Source organism: Flavobacterium sp. P1_E4 (assembly GCF_056405915.1).
Window position 1 is genome coordinate 120040 of the sequence record NZ_JBFUBE010000010.1, and the last position, 19195, is coordinate 139234.

A 19195-nucleotide genomic window follows, 5' to 3' on the forward strand; every position below is an offset into this window, starting at 1 on the left:
AGATCAAGTCTTACAATATCAAAAACAATAATATTTTAAAAATTAAAAAATGAAAAAATCCCATTTACTTAGAGTGTTTACTCTCATTGGAGCGGTGCTAGCTTTTTTATCTTGCTCCAAAAGCAAGTCTGATAAAGAATCTGATAAAGAAATAGAGTCTAATTACACACAATATGTTGATCCTCTTATAGGTTCTGGAGATCACGGACACGTTTTTGTTGGAGCAAATGTTCCATTCGGAGCGGTTCAATTAGGACCTGCTCAAATAGACGGTGGTTGGGACTGGAGCAGTGCTTATAATTATTCGCAAAATGCTATAATTGGGTTTACACATACCCATTTAAGCGGAACGGGATGTGCTGATTTGAATGATATTTTGTTGCTGCCTTTTACGGGAGAAACTTATTTGAATCATAGAAACTATATCGAATTAAAAGACTCAACCAATGTGACCGCTGAGGATTTGGACAAAAGATATGGTTCGCTTTTTTCACACAAGAATGAAATTGTAAAACCGGGTTATTACAGCGTAAAATTAGATCGTTACAATGTGAAGGCCGAATTGACAGCTTCTGAAAGAGTAGGTTTTCATAAATATACTTTCGAGTCAGACGAACAGCCTCATTTCTTGGTAGATCTGGTTGACGGAGTTGGTGGTGATGAATCAACGGATACTTACATAAAAAAAATAAACAAGAATACAATCGAAGGATACCGATATTCCGATGGTTGGGTTAAAGACCAAAGAATCTATTTTGTAATGGAATTTTCGGAAGAAATTTCGAATCTGTCCTTATATGATGACACAAAATCAATTACTGGCACTGAAGGAAAAGGAGTAAAAATGAAAGCTGTAATTGACTTCAAGGCCAAAAAAGGAAAAGTAATTTTCTCTAAAGTTGGTATTTCTCCTGTAAGTTGTGAAAATGCTTTAGCCAATATAAACGCAGAAATTAATGACTGGGATTTTGATAAGGTAGTAAAGACTGCTGATGAGAAATGGAATAAACAGTTATCAAAAATTGATGTAAAAGCTAATGATAATACAAAAACGGTTTTCTATACAGCTCTGTATCATACAATGATTGCTCCTTCACTTTTCAATGATGCAAACGGAGATTACAGAGGTACTGATAAGAAAGTATACAAAAAAGCCGATTTTACAAACTACACAACCTTCTCTCTTTGGGACACCTATAGAGCATTGCACCCACTTTATACAATTATTCAAGGTGACAAAGTTAATGACATAGTAAAATCGTTTCTTGCTATTTACAAACAACAAGGCAGATTACCAGTTTGGCATTTAATGGGTGGTGAAACTGATTGTATGAACGGAAATCACTCAATTGCAGTTATTGCCGATGCTTATTTTAAAGGGTATAGAGATTATGATGTTCAGCTTGCTTACGAAGCAATGAAAACAACTGCAGACTTTGACAAAAAAGGAATTAAATACCTTAAAAAATTACAATATATTCCAGCTGATGTAGAGGGTGAAACGGTTGCGAATGCAATGGAATATGCGATAGATGATTGGTGTATTGCCAAAATGGCGAAGGATTTGGGTGAAACAGCTGACTACGAATATTTTTCAAAAAGAGCTGAATTATACAAAGAATATTTTGATAAAGAAACCGGTTTTATGCGTGGAAAATTGCAAAATGGAAAGTGGAGAACTCCTTTCGATCCTTTGTATTCTAACCACCGTAGAGATGACTATGTTGAAGGTAATGCTTGGCAATACATTTGGTTAGTGCCTCAAGACCCATACGGATTGATTAATTTATTTGGAGGAGATAAGAATTTTACAAAAAAATTAGACGGATTATTTAATAACACTGGAAAATTAACTGGTAAAGAAATTTCGGCTGATATTTCTGGATTCATTGGACAATACGCTCACGGAAACGAACCAGGTCATCATACACCTTATTTGTATGCTTTTGCAGGTCAACAATGGAAAACCGCAAAAATAGTTCGTCAGGTTTTCAACCAATTTTATACTACAAAACCAGAAGGAATTTGTGGAAACGAAGACGTAGGTCAAATGTCTGCTTGGTACATACTTTCATCAATGGGATTTTATGCCGTAAACCCAGCAAATGGCATTTATGTAATAGGAAGTCCAGCAATTGATGAGGCAACAATCAATTTGAAAGATGGTATTTCATTCAAGGTAATTGCAAAAGATAATAGCAAAACAAATATTTATATTCAAAAAGTGGAATACAACGGAAAACCGTATACAAAATCATATATAACACATGAAATGATTGTAAAAGGTGGGGAGTTGAAAATGTTTATGGGAAGCAAACCTTCTGCAACTTTTGGAGTGGCAAAAGCAGACAGGCCATTGTAATACTGTAGAGTATAATTAATCTGTTGGGTGAAATTGTTTTAACAACATAGAAACATAGAAAATAGTAATAGCTTAAAGAGTTTGATAGATATTTTACTTTTCTCATAGTCGATCTATGAGAAAAAATAGTGCTATTTTCTATCTATTCTTAGCGATAATTATAAATCTATGTCTCTATGTGGTTCATTTTTTTAATTCATTTGAATTTCACCCAACGGGTTATAATTGTTCTATATAAATTGTATAGCGAAGCTATTAAAAAGTATAGTGGAGCTATATGAAAAGTATAGTGAAGCTATATAAAAAGTATAGTGAAGCTATATGAAAAGTATAGTGAAGCTATATAAAAGTATAGTGAAGCTATATAAAAGTATAGTGAAGCTATATAAAAGTATAGTGAAGCTATATGAAAAGTATAGTGAAGCTATATGAAAAGTATAGTGAAGCTATATAACATGATAAAATAACATACGATTGGCATAATAAACAAATTGAATAACTAATTCGGAAAGAAATAATGAAAAAAATCATATTGACTCTAGGAATATTTTTTGCTATTGCAAATGCAAATGCGCAAAGTAAAACGCAAGCAAATGTGAATGTTATGACGTTTAATATCCGTTATGATAATCCGGAAGACGATCCAAACAACTGGGAGCAACGTAAAGAAAACGTACTGAAAATGATTCGTTTCAATGAAGTTGATATCCTTGGTACGCAAGAGGTTCTGACGCATCAACTAAAGTACCTTGCAGATAACCTTACGGAATATGGAGTTTTGGGAGTAGGTAGAGAAGACGGGAAAGAAAAAGGGGAATACAGTCCGATTTTATACAATAAAAATAAATTTACACTTATAAAATCAGGGTATTTCTGGTTGAGCGAAACTCCTGAAAAACCTGGAAAAGGTTGGGATGCTGCCTGCGAACGCGTTGCTACTTGGGTGCAGTTGAAAGACAAAACTACTGGTAAAAAACTATTTGTCATAAATACGCATTTTGATCACATGGGTAAAGTGGCAAGACGAGAAAGTGTAACACTGATTAAATCAAAAATCGCCCAACTAAGTGAGGGAATGCCTCAAATCATGATGGGGGATTTGAATGCAACACCGGATTCATCGGTTATACAATCATTGCTAACGGCAGATAAAACTTTAAATCTGTTGGATTCCAAAAAACTCGCTTCAATTGTATATGGTCCAAATTGGTCTTTTCATGATTTTGGGAAAATACCTTTCAATGACCGACCACTCATCGATTATATTTTAGTGACCAAAGGGATTACAGTTCATAAATATGCAGTTTTTGCAGAAACGTTAAACGACCTTTTCCTTTCTGACCACGCACCAGTATTTATCAATGTTGCTTTCTAAGTAATCAATATTCGTTCGAAAGAGTTTAAAAATAAGAATCATGTTTACAACATTATAACATTCCAAATAAATGAAAAATAATTATTACACAGTAGGGTTAGTTTTTTTGATATTTTTTGTAATTTCATTTTTGACAAATATCATGGGACCTTTAATTCCGGATATTATCAATAGCTTTAATTTATCACTTGGAATGGCTGGGTTTCTTCCATTTTCATTTTTTGCGGCTTACGGGGTTATGTCAACCACATCTGGTGTTTTAATAGAAAAATATAGTGAAAAAACGGTAATGATATTTTCATTCTTGTTGGCGGCTTTTGGCTCTTTGTTATTTGGTTTATTTCCTGTTTATTACGTCGCATTGCTGTCTTTGTTTTTAATAGGAATAGGAATGGCTTCATTGCAAGTGGCTATAAATCCATTGCTTAGGGTTTCGGGCGGTGAAAAACATTTCGCTTTTAATTCTGTTATGGCACAACTTTTTTTTGGAGCGGCTTCATTTTTAAGCCCGTTGACATACAGTTATTTAGTGACAAATATTAAACATGATGGGACTAATTCAAATGGATTTCTTAAAATACTATCAGATTTGGTTCCAGAGAATTTAAACTGGGTTTCCCTTTATTGGATTTTTGCGATTACGGCACTTGCAATGGTTGTTGTAATATCGTTTTTCAAATTTCCAAAATTTGAATTAGATGAAACCGAAAAAACTGGTACTTGGGCTGTTTACAAAGATTTAGTGAAAGATAAAACGGTGGTTTTGTTTTTCTTTGGAACATTCGCTTATGTTGGTACTGAACAGGGAATTGCAAACTGGATGTCAAAATTTTTAAGTGATTATCATGGTTACGACCCACAAACTGTAGGTGCTGAAATGGTAGCTTATTTTTGGGGTTTGCTTACTGCGGGCTGTCTATTGGGTTTATTGCTTCTAAAGTTTTTGGATAGCCGTAATGTGCTCAAAGTATTTACAATTGGTGCTATTTTATGTCTTACAGTTGCTCTATTTGGTACATCAAAAATGGCTTTGTATGCTTTTCCACTTTCTGGGTTCGCGCTTTCGGTTTTGTGGTCTGTTATATTTTCACTTGCCTTAAATTCACTTGAAAATAATCACGGAGCTTTTTCGGGGATTTTGTGTACAGGTATCGTAGGTGGAGCCGTAATGTCTTTAATCATTGGTAAACTTGGCGATATGATAGGATTGCGATATGCCATGACGCTGTTATATGTTACACTGGCATATATTTTATGGTTGGGCTTTTGGGCAAAACCTTTGATTAATAATGCAATTATAGATTTAAAAAAAGCAAAAGAAGATAAATAATTAAACAATGAATGTTGTGGTAAAATCATATTTTTTACTGCAACATTCTTATTTATAGTAAATTGTGTTCTAAAAACGTTTTCTATTGTTAAAACATTTTTGTTTACATGTAATCTAATCAAATACTTTCTAAGATGATTTCAATAAGAAATTTAATTTTACTTTTTATATTTTTTATATATACCAATTCTTCATTTTCACAAAGAAAACAAGAAATTGATTATGTAAATTCATATATAGGAACAGCCGAAAAAGGAGAAGGAGGCCTGGCATTGAGTGTAGGTCCTCCTTTTACAATGACCAATTTTTCACCTCAAACCTGTGAAAACAAAATTAGCCGAATGTATTATGTATATGAAGACACTTCTATATTGGGTTTTATTGCCAGTCATCAGCCAACGGTTTGGATGGGAGATTATGGTTATGTATCTGTAATGCCTGAAATAGGTTCATTGAAACTAAAACCACAAGAAAGAAAACTTTCTTTTAGCCACGAAGAAGAAATAGCGACTCCATACTATTATTCGGTGAAAATGAAAACAGCTGAAAAGAAAATAATTAAAGCTGAAATAGCAGCAACAGAACGTTGTGGTATTTTTAAATTTACTTTTCCGGAATCAAAAAATTCGCATCTTGTATTTCAATCCATAAACATTGACGATGAAAAGGATGAAGACGGTATTAATTCAAAGGAAAATCGTGCGAACAAAATAACAGCCTACATAAAATTTGATAAGGCAAAAAATCAAATAATCGGGTATAATCCAGACAGAGCATCCTTTGATATAGGTCCTGAACTCAAAAACTTTAAGGGATATTTTGTAATACAGTTTGATAAATCTTTCGATTCTTTTGGTACTTGGAACAACGAAAAAACTTTTCCTTCATCAGATGAACTATCGGCGAAAAAACGATTAGGGGCTTATGTTACTTTTTCGACAAAACAAAATGAAGTCGTAAAAGTAAAAATAGCAACTTCATTCATTAGCATTGAGCAGGCCAAAGAAAATTTATCCAAAGAAATTCCAGATTGGGATTTTGATAAAACGGCATTAAAAACAAAACAAGCTTGGCAGTCCAATCTTGAAAAGATTAAAATTGAAGGTGTTGATGAAGAAAAAAAGAAAATTTTCTACACAGCCTATTACCATACCTTATTGTTTCCCCGACAATTTTCGGAATATGGTAAATATTACAGCCCATTTGACGACAAGATTCATGAAGGTGTTTCTTATACTGATTATTCGCTTTGGGACACATTTCGAGCGTTGCACCCTTTCTTATTATTTGTGCAGCCAGATAGAGCAAACGACATGATCACTTCGATGCTAAATATATACAAAGAAGGAGGAAGATTGCCGATGTGGCCAAACCCAGCCGAATCGAATATAATGATTGGGACGCATGCCGATGCTGTTATCGCAGATGCTTATGTAAAAGGAGTAAGAGGTTATGATACAAAACTAGCTTACGAAGCCATGCGTAAAGATGCAATGGTTGCAACAGATTGTGATGGGGAGAAAAACAGAATGTCAGACAGACAAAATTGGGGCTGTTATGAAGGGCAAGCCGGTTTACAGTTTTTCCACACATTGGGCTACATTCCCTCAGATTATAAATCCGAATCGGTTGCAAGAACTATTGAATACGGTATTGATGATTATTGCGTGGCGCAAGTTGCAAAGGATATGCAAAAAAACGATGATTTCGAAAAATTAACGGGTTGGTCTAAAAACTACAAAAAACTGTACAATTCAAAAACAGAATTTTTTTCTCCTCGTCTTTTTAACGGCGAATGGGATAAAAATACGAACGAAGGTTTTACCGAAGGCAGTCCTTGGACCTATCTTTTTGGGGCAATGCACGATATACCTGGTACAATTGAAATCATGGGAGGAAATGAAAAATTCGCTAAAAAATTAGATCAAAATTTTTCAGAGAATCACTATAAGCATGATAATGAACCGGGGCATCATTACATTTATTTATATGATTATTGTGAGCAACCTTGGAAAACACAAGATTTGATTCGGACACACTTTAATAGTAACTATAGAAATACACCGGACGGCATTAATGGCAACGACGATTGTGGACAAATGTCAGCTTGGTATATTTTTAGCGCTATGGGATTTTATCCGGTTACGCCAGCCTCAGGAATGTACGCCATTGGAGCACCTCAATATCCTAAATTAGCCATGAATTATTCGGTTAATGGTGTTCCGAAAAAATTAGAAATAATTGCAAATAATATATCCGAAAAAAACAAATACATCCAAAAGGTGACAATGGATGGGAAAATAATACCAAGACCATTTATCAGCCATGCAGAAATTATTAATGGGCAGAAACTAATTTTTGAAATGGGAGAGAAACCGAATTGTGATTGGAAATAATCAAAAATAAATTTAGAACACAAAAGTCTTTAACTAGTAAAGAATTTACATTTAAACATCAAAGTATATCTCTTAAAATAAAACAACAATGAAAAATAACGTATTCTTAATGCTTGTATTATTTTGCTGCTCTTTTGCGAAAGGACAAAGTAAAATATCGAATCCAGCTGATTATGTAAATCCATTGATCGGAACACAATCCAGCCGTGATCTGTCTAATGGGAATACTTATCCCGCAATTTGTCGTCCTTGGGGAATGAATTTTTGGTCACCACAAACAGGTGCAATGGGAGACGGATGGATGTACACGTATACTGCCGACAAAATTCGTGGTTTTAAACAAACGCACCAACCATCTCCATGGATCAATGACTATGGACAGTTTTCGATCATGCCCGTTACGGGCAAAATTGCTTATGAGGAAGAGGATAGAGAGAGCTGGTTCAGCCACAAAACTGAAATTTCAAAGCCTTATTATTACAGCGTTTATCTTGCTGATTTTGATGTTACAACCGAAATTACAGCTACAGAAAGAGCGGCCCATTTTCAAATTACTTTTCCAAAGAACGATGAATCTTCAGTTGTAATTGATGCTCTTAACGATGGATCATACATCAAAATAATTCCTTCAGAAAATAAAATAATTGGTTACACAACCAAAAATGATGAAGGTGTACCTGACAATTTTAAAAATTACTTTGTTATTGTTTTCGACAAAGCTTTTGAATTTAATTAWACATGGAATAAAAAAGGCTTGAAGAAAGAAAAACTCGAAATGCAATCGGATCATTCTGGAGCTGTTGTAGGTTTTAAAACCAAAAAGGGAGAGAAAGTGAATGTTCGTGTGGCTTCGTCATTTATAAGTTTTGAACAGGCAGAACAAAATTTGAAAGCGGAATTAAAAAATGCTTCATTTGAAAAAGTAGTAGCCGAATCTAAAGCTGAGTGGAATAAAACGCTTTCGAAAGTTACGGTTGAAGGTGGTACAGAAGACCAACTGAAAACTTTTTACTCTTGTCTGTATCGTGCTACTTGTTTTCCGCAAAAGCTTTACGAAGTAAATTCAGCTGGAAAAATAGTTCATTACAGCCCTTACAACGGAAAAGTTCTAGACGGATATATGTATGGTGGAACTGGTTTCTGGGATACTTTCCGAGCCTTGTACCCATTGCTAAATTTAGTGTATCCTTCCGTAAATAAAGAAATGCAGGAAGCGTTAATAAACGATTATAAAGAAGGCGGATTTTTGCCAGAATGGTCAAGTCCAGGTTTAAGGGATTGTATGATTGGAAATAATTCTGCATCTGTGGTTTCTGAGGCTTATTTGAAAGGGATGCGAGGTTATGACATCAATACTCTGTATGAAGCCTTGTTAAAAGGAGCAAACAATGAAGGCCCAAGCGCTACAGGTCGAAGAGGTGTAGAATATTATAATACGATTGGTTATGTACCTTATGATGTAAATATCAAGGAAAACGCAGCTCGAACATTAGAATATGCATATGATGATTATACAATTTGGAAATTGGCGAAAGCCTTAAATCGTCCTGCAGCTGAAATTGCTTTGTATGAAAAACGAATGATGAATTACAAAAATGTTTTCAATCCTGAATTTAACCTAATGGCAGGCCGTAATAAAGATGGTAGTTTCACAAAAGGTTTTAACCCTTTTAAATGGGGAGATGCCTTTACGGAAGGAAACAGCTGGCATTACAGCTGGAGCGTTTTTCACGACATTCAGGGATTGATTGATTTGATGGGTGGAGAAAAAGCTTTTACGGCAAAATTAGACGAGGTGTTTACATTGCCTCCTACATTTGACGATTCCTATTATGGTGGAGTTATACATGAAATTCGTGAAATGCAAATTATGGGAATGGGACAATATGCTCATGGAAATCAACCTATTCAGCATATGATTTATTTGTATAATTATGCTGGTGAACCATGGAAAACACAATACTGGACACGTGAGGTTATGAATAAACTTTATAAGCCAACTCCAGACGGTTACTGTGGCGATGAAGATAATGGACAAACTTCGGCTTGGTATGTTTTCTCGGCTCTAGGATTCTATCCTGTTACCCCTGCTTCAGACGAATATGTTTTGGGAACTCCGTTCTTCAAGAAAGTGACCGTTAATTTAGAAAACGGAAAACAGATCGTAATCAATGCCAACAAAAATTCGGATGAAAACAAATATGTTCAAGAACTAAAATGGAACAACAAGGTTTATGACAAAAATTACATAAATCATTTTGACCTTCAAAAGGGGGCCGAACTTAATTTTGAAATGACTAATACTCCGAATAAAAAACGAGGAACTACTAAAGAAAGTTACCCTTATTCGTATTCAAAAAAATAAAATGCACTTTAATTGTAAAAAATAATAATTATGCAATCAAGAAGAAAATTTTTAAGAAACACTGGAATTTTATCAGCAGGAATGCTCGCCATAAATACGGAAGTTTTTGCTTCAAGTAGTAATTCGTTTTTCAATTTTGCTTCTGATTTTGTTAGTCAGCGTCCGCCATTGGCACAACGAAAATTTACCAGCAAAGCCATTGAAGATGCTATTGTCAGAATCAAAAAACAAATTGCCAATCCGGAATTGGCCTGGTTGTTCGAGAACTGTTTTCCAAACACTTTGGACACGACAGTGGATTTTGAAATCATCGATGGAAAACCAGATACGTATGTAATTACTGGTGACATTGATGCAATGTGGTTGAGAGATTCTAGCGCTCAGATTTGGCCTTATGTTCCATTTGTGAAAGAAGATAAAAAACTGAAAGAGCTTGTAAAAGGAGTAATCAATCGTCAGACGAAATGTATTTTGTTAGACCCTTATGCAAATGCTTTTTTCAAAGATTTCAATAAGGAAAGCGAGTGGAAAAGTGACTTTACAACAATGAAGCCAGGAATCCACGAACGCAAATGGGAAATAGACAGTTTGTGTTATCCAGTTCGTTTGGCACACGGTTACTGGAAAGAAACTGGCGATACTTCGATGTTTGATGGAGATTGGAATAAAGCGATGCATTTGATTTTACAAACGTTCAAAGAACAACAGCGTTGGACAGACAAAGGGCCATATACTTTTCAAAGAAATACAGAATGGGCGACTGATGGTGTGGCTCTTTCCGGTTATGGTTATCCAGTAAAACCTTGTGGCTTGATTGTTTCTACTTTCCGTCCGAGTGACGACAGCACGGTGTTTGGATATTTGATTCCAAGCAATATGTTTGCCATTGAGATATTGGGCTACATGATTGAAATGTGTTCGACTGCAGCTTTGAAAGATGATGATATAGTAAAAAAAGCGACAGAACTAAGAGCTGAAGTTCAAAAAGGACTGAAAGAAAACGGAATCATTACACACCCTAAATTTGGTGAAATCATAGCTTTTGAGGTAAACGGATTCGGTAGTTTTCACTTTATGGATGATGCCAATGTGCCTTCGCTATTATCATTACCATATTTAGGAGCGGTAAAAGCCGATGATCCATTGTATTTGAATACTAGAAAAGTGGTGCTTTCAGACAATAATCCATTTTTCTACAAAGGAAAAGCAGGCGAAGGAATAGGTGGGCCACACACAGGAATAGACACCATCTGGCCTATGAGTATCATTTTAAGAGCGATTACGAGCGTGGATGAAAATGAGATCAGATACTGCATCAGCACTTTGAAGAAAACCCATGCAGATACAGGATTTATGCATGAATCATTTCATAAAGACGATGCAAAACAATTCACCCGTAAATGGTTTGCTTGGGCCAATACATTGTTTGGTGAATTGATCGTAAACATCAGTAAAAACCACCCGAATATATTAATGGATAAAAATATTTAAATAACTACTTATGAAAAAAAATGTATTGCTATTGTTATTTTTCATGGCTGTTTCATCTTATGCACAGCAAGCAGAAAACATTATCATTATAACGACTGATGGTCTAAGATGGCATGAGATGTTTGAAGGAATGGATCAGACAATTGCCAAAAACCAAAAATTTAATCAGGGGGACAGTACTTATATTTTTAATAAATACTGGAGTAATGATGTTACGGAACGAAGAAAAAAATTGATGCCTTTTTTCTGGTCAGTTGTTGCTTCACAAGGACAATTATATGGCAACAGAAATTATGGAAATAAAGTAAATAATGCCAATCCGCATTGGTTCAGTTATCCAGGTTATAGCGAAATAATGACTGGTTATGCTGATCCTGCCATAGACTCAAATGATTATGCTCCGAATCCTCATGTTAACTTACTGGAGTTTTTAAACCAACAACCAAAACTAAAAGGAAAAGTGGCGGCTTTTGGCGCGTGGGAAGCATTTGACAGAATCTTAAATGAAAAGCGAAGCGGAATACCTGTGGCTTCTGCTTTTGACAATGTAGGAGGGAATACCCCAACGGAACAGCAGAAGTTGATTAATAGCATGCGCAATGATTCATTTAAGCCTTTTCATGAAGGTGAATGCCTTGACGTCTTTACGCAGTATGAAGCGATGGAGGAATTAAAAATAAATAAGCCAAAAGTACTGTATGTTGCTTATGGAGAAACAGACGAATGGGCACATGCGGGCCAATATCGGTCTTATTTGGATGCGGCTCATCAGGTTGATGCTTGGGTAAAACAAATTTGGGACTACGTGCAAAATGATCCCAAATATAAAAGCAAAACAGCTTTGTTCATTACTACAGACCATGGTCGTGGTGATAAGATAAAAGAGGAATGGACGGATCATGGTAGTTCTATTCAGGACGCATCCGAAATATGGTTTGCCGCTATGGGGCCTGGAATTAGCAACAAAGGAGAAATGAAAATGGAAGGACAGCTATATCAAGAACAATTTGCTCAGACCATTGCTAAACTGTTGGGATATACTTTCAAGGCAGAGCATCCTATAGCTAAAGAAATAACAGAAGTATTGAAATAATATTTCTTTTTCGAGTAATCGTTTTTTAATGAATCATTAGTTTTCAATTATTCAATTAGCTAAAAAATATTCAGTGGTATTTATATTAAAATTTGCGAATCTGCGGTAAAAAATAACTCATGCGTTTGCCTGGATTAAACTGTTTTATCAATAAATTATTAAACATATAAGTCATATAAGTTTTTAGTTGAAACACTATCAAGTAAAATTAATAGTTCAGTAAAGAAAAGATATTTCTCTTAACACGTTTTACTTATTTATCTTTTTAAGTTCCAACTTGACAGTGTAGTAACAGAACTTATATGACTTATATGTTTAAAAAATAATTGCACTCAACGGGTTATATAAATAATTAGTTATGATTAGATCATTTGTCGTTTTATTTCTTTTGTGCAATGCTTTGTCATTTGCACAGGAAGTAAATATTATTCCTCAGCCGATACAAGTTACCATTAGCGACGGCAGTTTTACAATTAATGCTAAAACTAGTTTGGTTGTTACCAATGATGAAGACAAGAACACAGTAGTATTCTTGAATAAATATCTAAAGGATTACTACGGTTTTGAATTGCCAATTGTTAAAAAAGCAGATAAAAATTGTATTCAGTTAAAAAGCCTTAAAGGTATCGAGGGACTTAAAAGCGAAGGTTATAGTTTAAGTTCGGATGAAAAAGGAGTTGAAATTATCGGGAATTCAGCTATCGGTACTTTCTACGGAATGCAAACATTAATTCAATTGTTGCCTACAGAAAAAAGTAACACTTTGGTAATAGCATCGGTTAATGTGAAAGACGAACCTCGTTTTGCTTATAGAGGATCTATGTTAGATGTTGGGCGTCACTTTTTTCAGGTAGCCTTTGTTAAAAAATACATCGATTATTTAGCCTTGCATAAAATGAATTATTTTCATTGGCATCTAACCGACGATCAAGGTTGGAGAATTGAAATAAAAAAGCACCCTAAGCTGACCGAAATTGGTTCCAAGAGAAACGGAACCATTATTGGCCATGATCCAGGTACAGGAAGCGATAATACTCCAGAAGGAGGGTTTTATACCCAAGAAGAAATTAAAGATATCGTAAAATATGCCTCGGATCGTTTTATTACCATAATCCCAGAAATCGAAATGCCTGGACACAGTAGTGCCGCGATTGCTGCATATCCTCAATTGAGTTGTTTTCCTGACGAAAAAACGGAACAACTTACTGATGACCAGATTTCAGATAAAAGCAGACAAGAAATGGCAAACGGACGAAAAAAGGTCGTTCAGGAAACATGGGATGTTTTTAATGATGTGTATGTTCCAACTGAATATACATTCCAATTTTTGCAAGACGTTATCGATGAAGTGGTGACTTTGTTTCCTTCAAAATATATCCATATTGGAGGGGACGAATCTCCTAAAAATAATTGGAAAAGAAGTGAGTTTTGTCAGCAATTGATAAAAGAAAAAGGCTTGAAAGACGAGCATGAACTTCAAAGTTATTTTATCCAGCGTATGGAGAAATACATTAATGGAAAAGGAAAAACAATAATAGGTTGGGACGAAATTCTTGAAGGTGGGATTGCTCCAAATGCTGTTGTAATGAGTTGGAGAGGAGAAAATGGAGGTATAACTGCAGTTAGATATAAACATTATGTAATTATGTCTCCAAGCAGTCATGTTTATTTGGATTATTCACAAACCCAAAATGAAAAAGAACTTACTATTGGAGGTTATATAAACTTGGAAAAAGTGTACAGTTACGAACCTGTTCCTGAAGAATTGAATGTGGAAGAGGCTAAGTATATCATGGGAGCTCAAGGAAATGTTTGGGCTGAGTATATAAACAATCCTGCCAAAGTAGAATATATGATTTTTCCACGTTTGAGTGCTTTAAGTGAAGTTCTTTGGTCTCCAAAAGAGAAAAAGAACTGGTCTGATTTTCAGACAAAAATAGAGACCCAGAAAAAAAGATACAGTTTGTGGGGAGCTAATTATTTTAAGGGACAGAACTAATTTACAAAAAACAACGATTTTATTATTACAACAAAATAGTTTTATGGAAAGACGTAAATTTATTACGAATTCACTGTTAGCATCGGCAGGATTACTAGCCTCATCATCACTAGGAAACAGTTTATGGGCAGCCAATGAACTTCCTCCTTTTTTATCGATACAGCCATTGATGGGCGGCAGGTTTGTTACCCTTTGCATTATGATCCGTACTACGCCTTGGGAAGTTTCAAGGGATGTTAAATTACTTGACATTGACGAATCAGAGATTCACACGTTGGAAGTAGTACGCAGTATACGCGAAGCCTTTATGAAGAACAATCCCGATGGTCGCCTTACTTGGGGATTTACCCTTAACGCATTGGAAGATAAGCGCGAAAATTATGCAGATATTAGAAAATATGCAGCGGAGTGCCAAAAAAAATATAGTGATGAAGTTACCTATTTTCCAGGCTATTTCCCTGGAATGTACCTTCCGAGGAAACGGGTTAACAAAGAGATAACGGAAGCTTTAAAGACTATTACCGGTTTTGTTGGCGACGGATATCGTCCAAAATGCATAATAGGAGGATTTATGTCAGCAGAAAGTTTGCGCTATCTTGCTGAAGTTGAAAAAATACATGTTGCGCATGCCGTAATATGGAGTCAGCATGCTGTGGATGGCGGAGGGGCAGATGGTTCTCCTTCTTATCCGTATTACCCATCAAAGGAGCATTATTGTAAACCAGCCCAAAGCAAAGCTGATTTTATTGATTGCGTTAATTTGGATGGTTGGAGTGTGGATTTTCTGTGCGCCATGGAAAGTGGGGGTATTGAAGGAACAACTCCTTTTAACGGGACTTCCAGTAGACGTGGTGTTGGGCCTATAGAAACCTATTGCGAACAAGGATTGGACATAGGCCATTACTCCGTTATGCATACTCAATCGCTGCATTTCGACCGTGGGCTTGAACTGAATGGTTTTGGATGGATACCCAATATCTGGGAAGCGCAACTGGTAAAAAAACCGGAACGACATGAGTGGGGGGATAAATTTATCTTGCAGGCTATGGAAAAATGGGTTGGAGATACAAAAAAAAGATGGCCAGATGTCCAATTCATCACATTCGGTGATTTTGGTGAGATTTGGCGCAAGGAATACCCCAACAACGATAAATGGAACTACCGTTTTGAGGAGAAAGGACTAGGGATCGGGAATTCTTATGGCAATGAAGAAATACGTTGGTTTATGAACAAAAGCTTCAGATTGGCATTGTTGCGTGACTGGCATAAAAACACGCCCGAAAAGGTGATTGACTTTACACGATATGATCTTACGACTAGCGAACCTGCTGATCCAAGTCCTGAGCATCCAGTAACTGATTGGAGTTTGATGAACCGAATAAATCAGAAGGGATTGCGTCCACAAGATGTTCCTACTTCCCTGAAAGACCTGAGTGCAGATGATCAGCAACTGATTGCAAAATATTATCCCGAGTTGTTCTCAATAAAAATTTAAGAATAGTAATGATGAAAAAAATAGCTTTATTTTTTCTGTTGACAATGAATATGATTTCATTTTCACAGACAAACGATTGGGAAAACCCTTCTGTTTTTCAGATAAACAGGGAACCTGCCCGCGCTGCTTTCGTGCCTTATTCTGATGAAAAAACTGCCATAGCCGATGATTTTTCTGCTTCGCCTTGGTATATGAATTTGAATGGTAATTGGAAATTTAATTGGTCTCCCACACCAGAAAAACGACCAGCAGATTTTTATAAAAATACATACAACACTTCGGATTGGAAAGAAATTCAGGTGCCTTCCAATTGGGAATTAAAAGGGTATGGAATTCCGATTTATACTAATATAACGTATCCTTTTCCTAATAATGAGCCTTTTATTGATCACTCGGATAATCCTGTTGGATCTTATAAAAGAGAGTTTCTTTTGCCTAAAAATTGGGACAATCGCCATGTATTTCTGCACTTTGAAGCAGGAACTTCTGCAATGTATATTTGGGTTAATGGCGAAAAAGTGGGCTATACTGAAAATACCAAAAGTCCAGCCGAATTTGATATTACCAAATATGTGAAACCAGGGAAAAACGATGTCTCCGTCGAGGTTTACCGCTGGAGCGACGGTTCTTATATGGAAGATCAAGATTTTTGGAGAATTTCAGGAATTGATCGCACTGTTTCTTTGTACAGCACCGCCGATATTCGTATTAATGATTTTTTTGCAAAACCAGATCTGGATGCGAACTACAAAAACGGAAGTTTGACTGTAGAGGTGAAACTTAAAAATTTAGGTTCTGTTGCTAAAAATAACCAAGTTGTAGAAGCAAAATTAGTGGATGCATCTGGCAAAGTGATTTTTATAAAAAGCAAAAAAGTAACTATTGAAGCAGCTAATTACCAATCAATTGATTTTACCGAAAATGTTGTAAAACCAAATTTATGGAACACTGAAAAACCGTATTTATATACATTGTTACTTTCTCTAAAAGACGAACAGGGTAAATTAGTCGAAACAGTGTCAAACTCAATTGGTTTCCGAAAAGTGGAACTAAAAAACGGCCAACTTTTGGTAAACGGAATCCGAATCATGGTACACGGTGTGAACATCCACGAGCATAATCCCGTTACTGGACATTACCAAACGGAGGATATGATGATAGAGGATATCAAAATGATGAAAAAACTAAACATCAACTCAGTTCGCTGCAGTCATTATCCGATGAATTTTGCATGGGTGAAATTGTGCAACAAATACGGAATTTTTTTAGTTGATGAAGCCAATATTGAGAGTCATGGTTCTGGTGCAGAATACGACGAACCTTTAAATAAAGCTAGACATCCAGCTTATCTTCCAGAGTGGAAAGCTGCCCATATGGACAGAATTTATAGTTTGGTTGAAAGAGATAAAAATCAACCATCCGTAATTATTTGGTCACTTGGGAACGAATGCGGTAATGGTCCAGTATTTTATGATGCTTACAAATGGATAAAAGAGAGAGACAAAACTCGGTTGGTTCAGTTTGAGCAATCAAGGGAAAAAGAAAACACAGACATAGTTTGCCCAATGTATCCGTCGATTGAGTACATGAAGGAATATGCAGCGAGACCTCAAGTAAACAGGCCGTTTATCATGTGCGAATATTCACACGCGATGGGGAATAGTAGTGGTAATTTTAAAGAATACTGGGATATTATTCGCGGAAGCAAAAACATGCAGGGGGGATTTATCTGGGACTGGGTAGACCAAGGTTTCAAATTGAAAGATGAAATAGGTCGTGAATATTGGGCTTACGGTGGAGACATGGGCGGACAAATATATACAAACGATGAAAATTTTTGTCATAATGGTTTGGTTTGGCCAGATCGAAAGCCACATCCAGGAGCATTTGAAGTCAAAAAAGAATATCAGGATATTTTGTTCAAAGCGGTTGATGTTAAAAAAGGAATTATCGAAGTTCAGAACGATTTTGGTTATACTAATCTTTCGGAGTACATTTTTAAATATGAAGTGTTGAAAAACGGAAAAGTAATAAAAGAAGGAGTTTTAAATGTTGCCCTGAATCCTCTTTCTAAAAAACAAATCAAAATTGAATTACCGCAAATTAATTCAATTGCCGGAGAAGAGTATTTGTTGAATGTTTTTGCTTTGACAAAAGTTGAAACAGAAATTTTGCCCAAAGGCCACGAAATAGCCAGAGAGCAATTTGTAATAGAAGACACTAAATATTTTACTGTAGAAAATACTAAATATATTAGACCAACTGAAGAAACCGATTCTTTTGTGTTTAAAGCAGCGAATGTTGAAGTAAAAATCGATAAAAAAAGTGGATTAATCTCTGATTATTCTAATAATGGGAAACGCTATTTTGAAGAATTTCCAAAACCTAATTTTTGGAGAGCCCCAACTGATAATGATTTTGGAAACGGGATGCCTTTAAAGTGTAATGTTTGGAGAACCGCTGGCGACAATATTACTTTAAAAAATGTAGCCGAATTTGCTGATGAAGGTGGAAAATCTGGTTTAACTGCAGCGTTTATACTAAACGATGTGGCTTCTGAATATAAAATTGAGTACTTAATGAGAGTAGACGGTAGTTTAGAAATTATTCCTTCTTATAAAAAAGGTACTAATGCAGTTCCGGAAATGCCTCGTTTTGGGATGATTTTCTCTTTAACTAATGAATTTGAAAACTTCAATTATTACGGTAGAGGCCCTTTAGAAAATTATTCTGATAGGAATACGGCGTCCTTCAAAGGAATTTACAACAGTAAAGTTGCCGACCAATATGTGCCTTACTCACGCCCACAGGAAAATGGTTATAAGACAGATATTCGTTGGGCTGACCTTACAAACAATGCTGGAAAAGGAATAAGTATTACTGGAATTCAGCCTATTTGCATGAGCGCTTTGAATAATTACCCTATGGATTTCGACCCGGGAATTTCTAAAAAGAACCAGCATTTGAGTGATATTGCACCAAGGAAACTATCAGTGATCTGTGTAGATTTAGCACAAAGAGGGCTTGGCGGTGATGATAGCTGGGGAAGAAATCCTCACGAACAGTATTTGTTAAAACAGGCAACGTATAGTTACGGATTTGTGATTAAACCAATTAAAGAGTAAAATTAGTTTGGATGTATTTATTTATTTATGGTGAAAATTTAAAAAGGGAACTTGATTAATAATTAATGATTTGTAAGTAAGCAGAGTTTTGTAAACAAAACGAAATGATGTACTTTCCAAGCTATTTTTCGAATGCTTTAAATGGCCTGCTTTTTTTGTACATT

The 19195-nt window shown here is 35.5% G+C and carries 10 protein-coding genes; all 10 read left to right on the forward strand.

The window, feature by feature from the left end:
• Nucleotides 1-49: 49 nt before the first annotated feature.
• The 10 genes from AC1DY0_RS11450 to lacZ all read left to right on the forward strand — a co-directional run bounded on the left by AC1DY0_RS11450 (nt 50) and on the right by lacZ (nt 19031).
• Nucleotides 50-2362 (forward strand): GH92 family glycosyl hydrolase, encoded by a 2313-nt coding sequence (locus AC1DY0_RS11450; protein WP_477188730.1) that lies wholly within the window; start codon nt 50-52, stop codon nt 2360-2362.
• Nucleotides 2363-2879: 517 nt separating this feature from the next.
• Complete coding sequence (locus AC1DY0_RS11455; protein ID WP_477188731.1) at nt 2880-3737, forward strand: endonuclease/exonuclease/phosphatase family protein; 858 nt, start codon at nt 2880-2882, stop codon at nt 3735-3737.
• 70 nt (nt 3738-3807) lie between these two features.
• Nucleotides 3808-5067, forward strand: a complete 1260-nt coding sequence (locus AC1DY0_RS11460; RefSeq protein ID WP_477188732.1) for an MFS transporter — start codon at nt 3808-3810, stop codon at nt 5065-5067.
• A 134-nt stretch (nt 5068-5201) separates the two neighbouring features.
• The gene (locus AC1DY0_RS11465) at nt 5202-7463 is read left to right on the forward strand and encodes a GH92 family glycosyl hydrolase (RefSeq protein WP_477188733.1); all 2262 of its coding nucleotides are present in this window, start codon (nt 5202-5204) and stop codon (nt 7461-7463) included.
• An 88-nt stretch (nt 7464-7551) separates the two neighbouring features.
• On the forward strand, nt 7552-9828 hold the full coding sequence (locus tag AC1DY0_RS11470; RefSeq protein ID WP_477188734.1) for a GH92 family glycosyl hydrolase: 2277 nt from the start codon (nt 7552-7554) through the stop codon (nt 9826-9828).
• 30 nt (nt 9829-9858) lie between these two features.
• The gene (locus AC1DY0_RS11475) at nt 9859-11319 is read left to right on the forward strand and encodes a glycoside hydrolase family 125 protein (protein WP_477188735.1); all 1461 of its coding nucleotides are present in this window, start codon (nt 9859-9861) and stop codon (nt 11317-11319) included.
• A gap of 10 nt (nt 11320-11329) precedes the next feature.
• Nucleotides 11330-12412 carry an alkaline phosphatase family protein gene (locus AC1DY0_RS11480; protein WP_477188736.1) on the forward strand — a complete coding sequence of 361 codons (1083 nt, stop codon included), beginning with the start codon at nt 11330-11332 and terminating at the stop codon, nt 12410-12412.
• Between the two features lie 358 nt (nt 12413-12770).
• Nucleotides 12771-14411 carry a beta-N-acetylhexosaminidase gene (locus AC1DY0_RS11485; RefSeq protein ID WP_477188737.1) on the forward strand — a complete coding sequence of 547 codons (1641 nt, stop codon included), beginning with the start codon at nt 12771-12773 and terminating at the stop codon, nt 14409-14411.
• A 169-nt stretch (nt 14412-14580) separates the two neighbouring features.
• The gene (locus tag AC1DY0_RS11490) at nt 14581-15906 is read left to right on the forward strand and encodes a DUF3863 domain-containing protein (RefSeq protein ID WP_477188738.1); all 1326 of its coding nucleotides are present in this window, start codon (nt 14581-14583) and stop codon (nt 15904-15906) included.
• Between the two features lie 8 nt (nt 15907-15914).
• Nucleotides 15915-19031, forward strand: coding sequence for a beta-galactosidase, LacZ type (lacZ, locus tag AC1DY0_RS11495; RefSeq protein ID WP_477188739.1), 3117 nt, complete (start codon nt 15915-15917; stop codon nt 19029-19031).
• Nucleotides 19032-19195 lie beyond the last annotated feature (164 nt).

Coding starts and splice junctions, on each gene's coding strand:
- AC1DY0_RS11450 (WP_477188730.1), top strand. CDS start 50: ATGAAAAAATCCCATTTACTTAGAGTGTTTACTCTCATTGGAGCGGTG.
- AC1DY0_RS11455 (WP_477188731.1), top strand. CDS start 2,880: ATGAAAAAAATCATATTGACTCTAGGAATATTTTTTGCTATTGCAAAT.
- AC1DY0_RS11460 (WP_477188732.1), top strand. CDS start 3,808: ATGAAAAATAATTATTACACAGTAGGGTTAGTTTTTTTGATATTTTTT.
- AC1DY0_RS11465 (WP_477188733.1), top strand. CDS start 5,202: ATGATTTCAATAAGAAATTTAATTTTACTTTTTATATTTTTTATATAT.
- AC1DY0_RS11475 (WP_477188735.1), top strand. CDS start 9,859: ATGCAATCAAGAAGAAAATTTTTAAGAAACACTGGAATTTTATCAGCA.
- AC1DY0_RS11480 (WP_477188736.1), top strand. CDS start 11,330: ATGAAAAAAAATGTATTGCTATTGTTATTTTTCATGGCTGTTTCATCT.
- AC1DY0_RS11485 (WP_477188737.1), top strand. CDS start 12,771: ATGATTAGATCATTTGTCGTTTTATTTCTTTTGTGCAATGCTTTGTCA.
- AC1DY0_RS11490 (WP_477188738.1), top strand. CDS start 14,581: ATGGGCGGCAGGTTTGTTACCCTTTGCATTATGATCCGTACTACGCCT.
- lacZ (WP_477188739.1), top strand. CDS start 15,915: ATGATGAAAAAAATAGCTTTATTTTTTCTGTTGACAATGAATATGATT.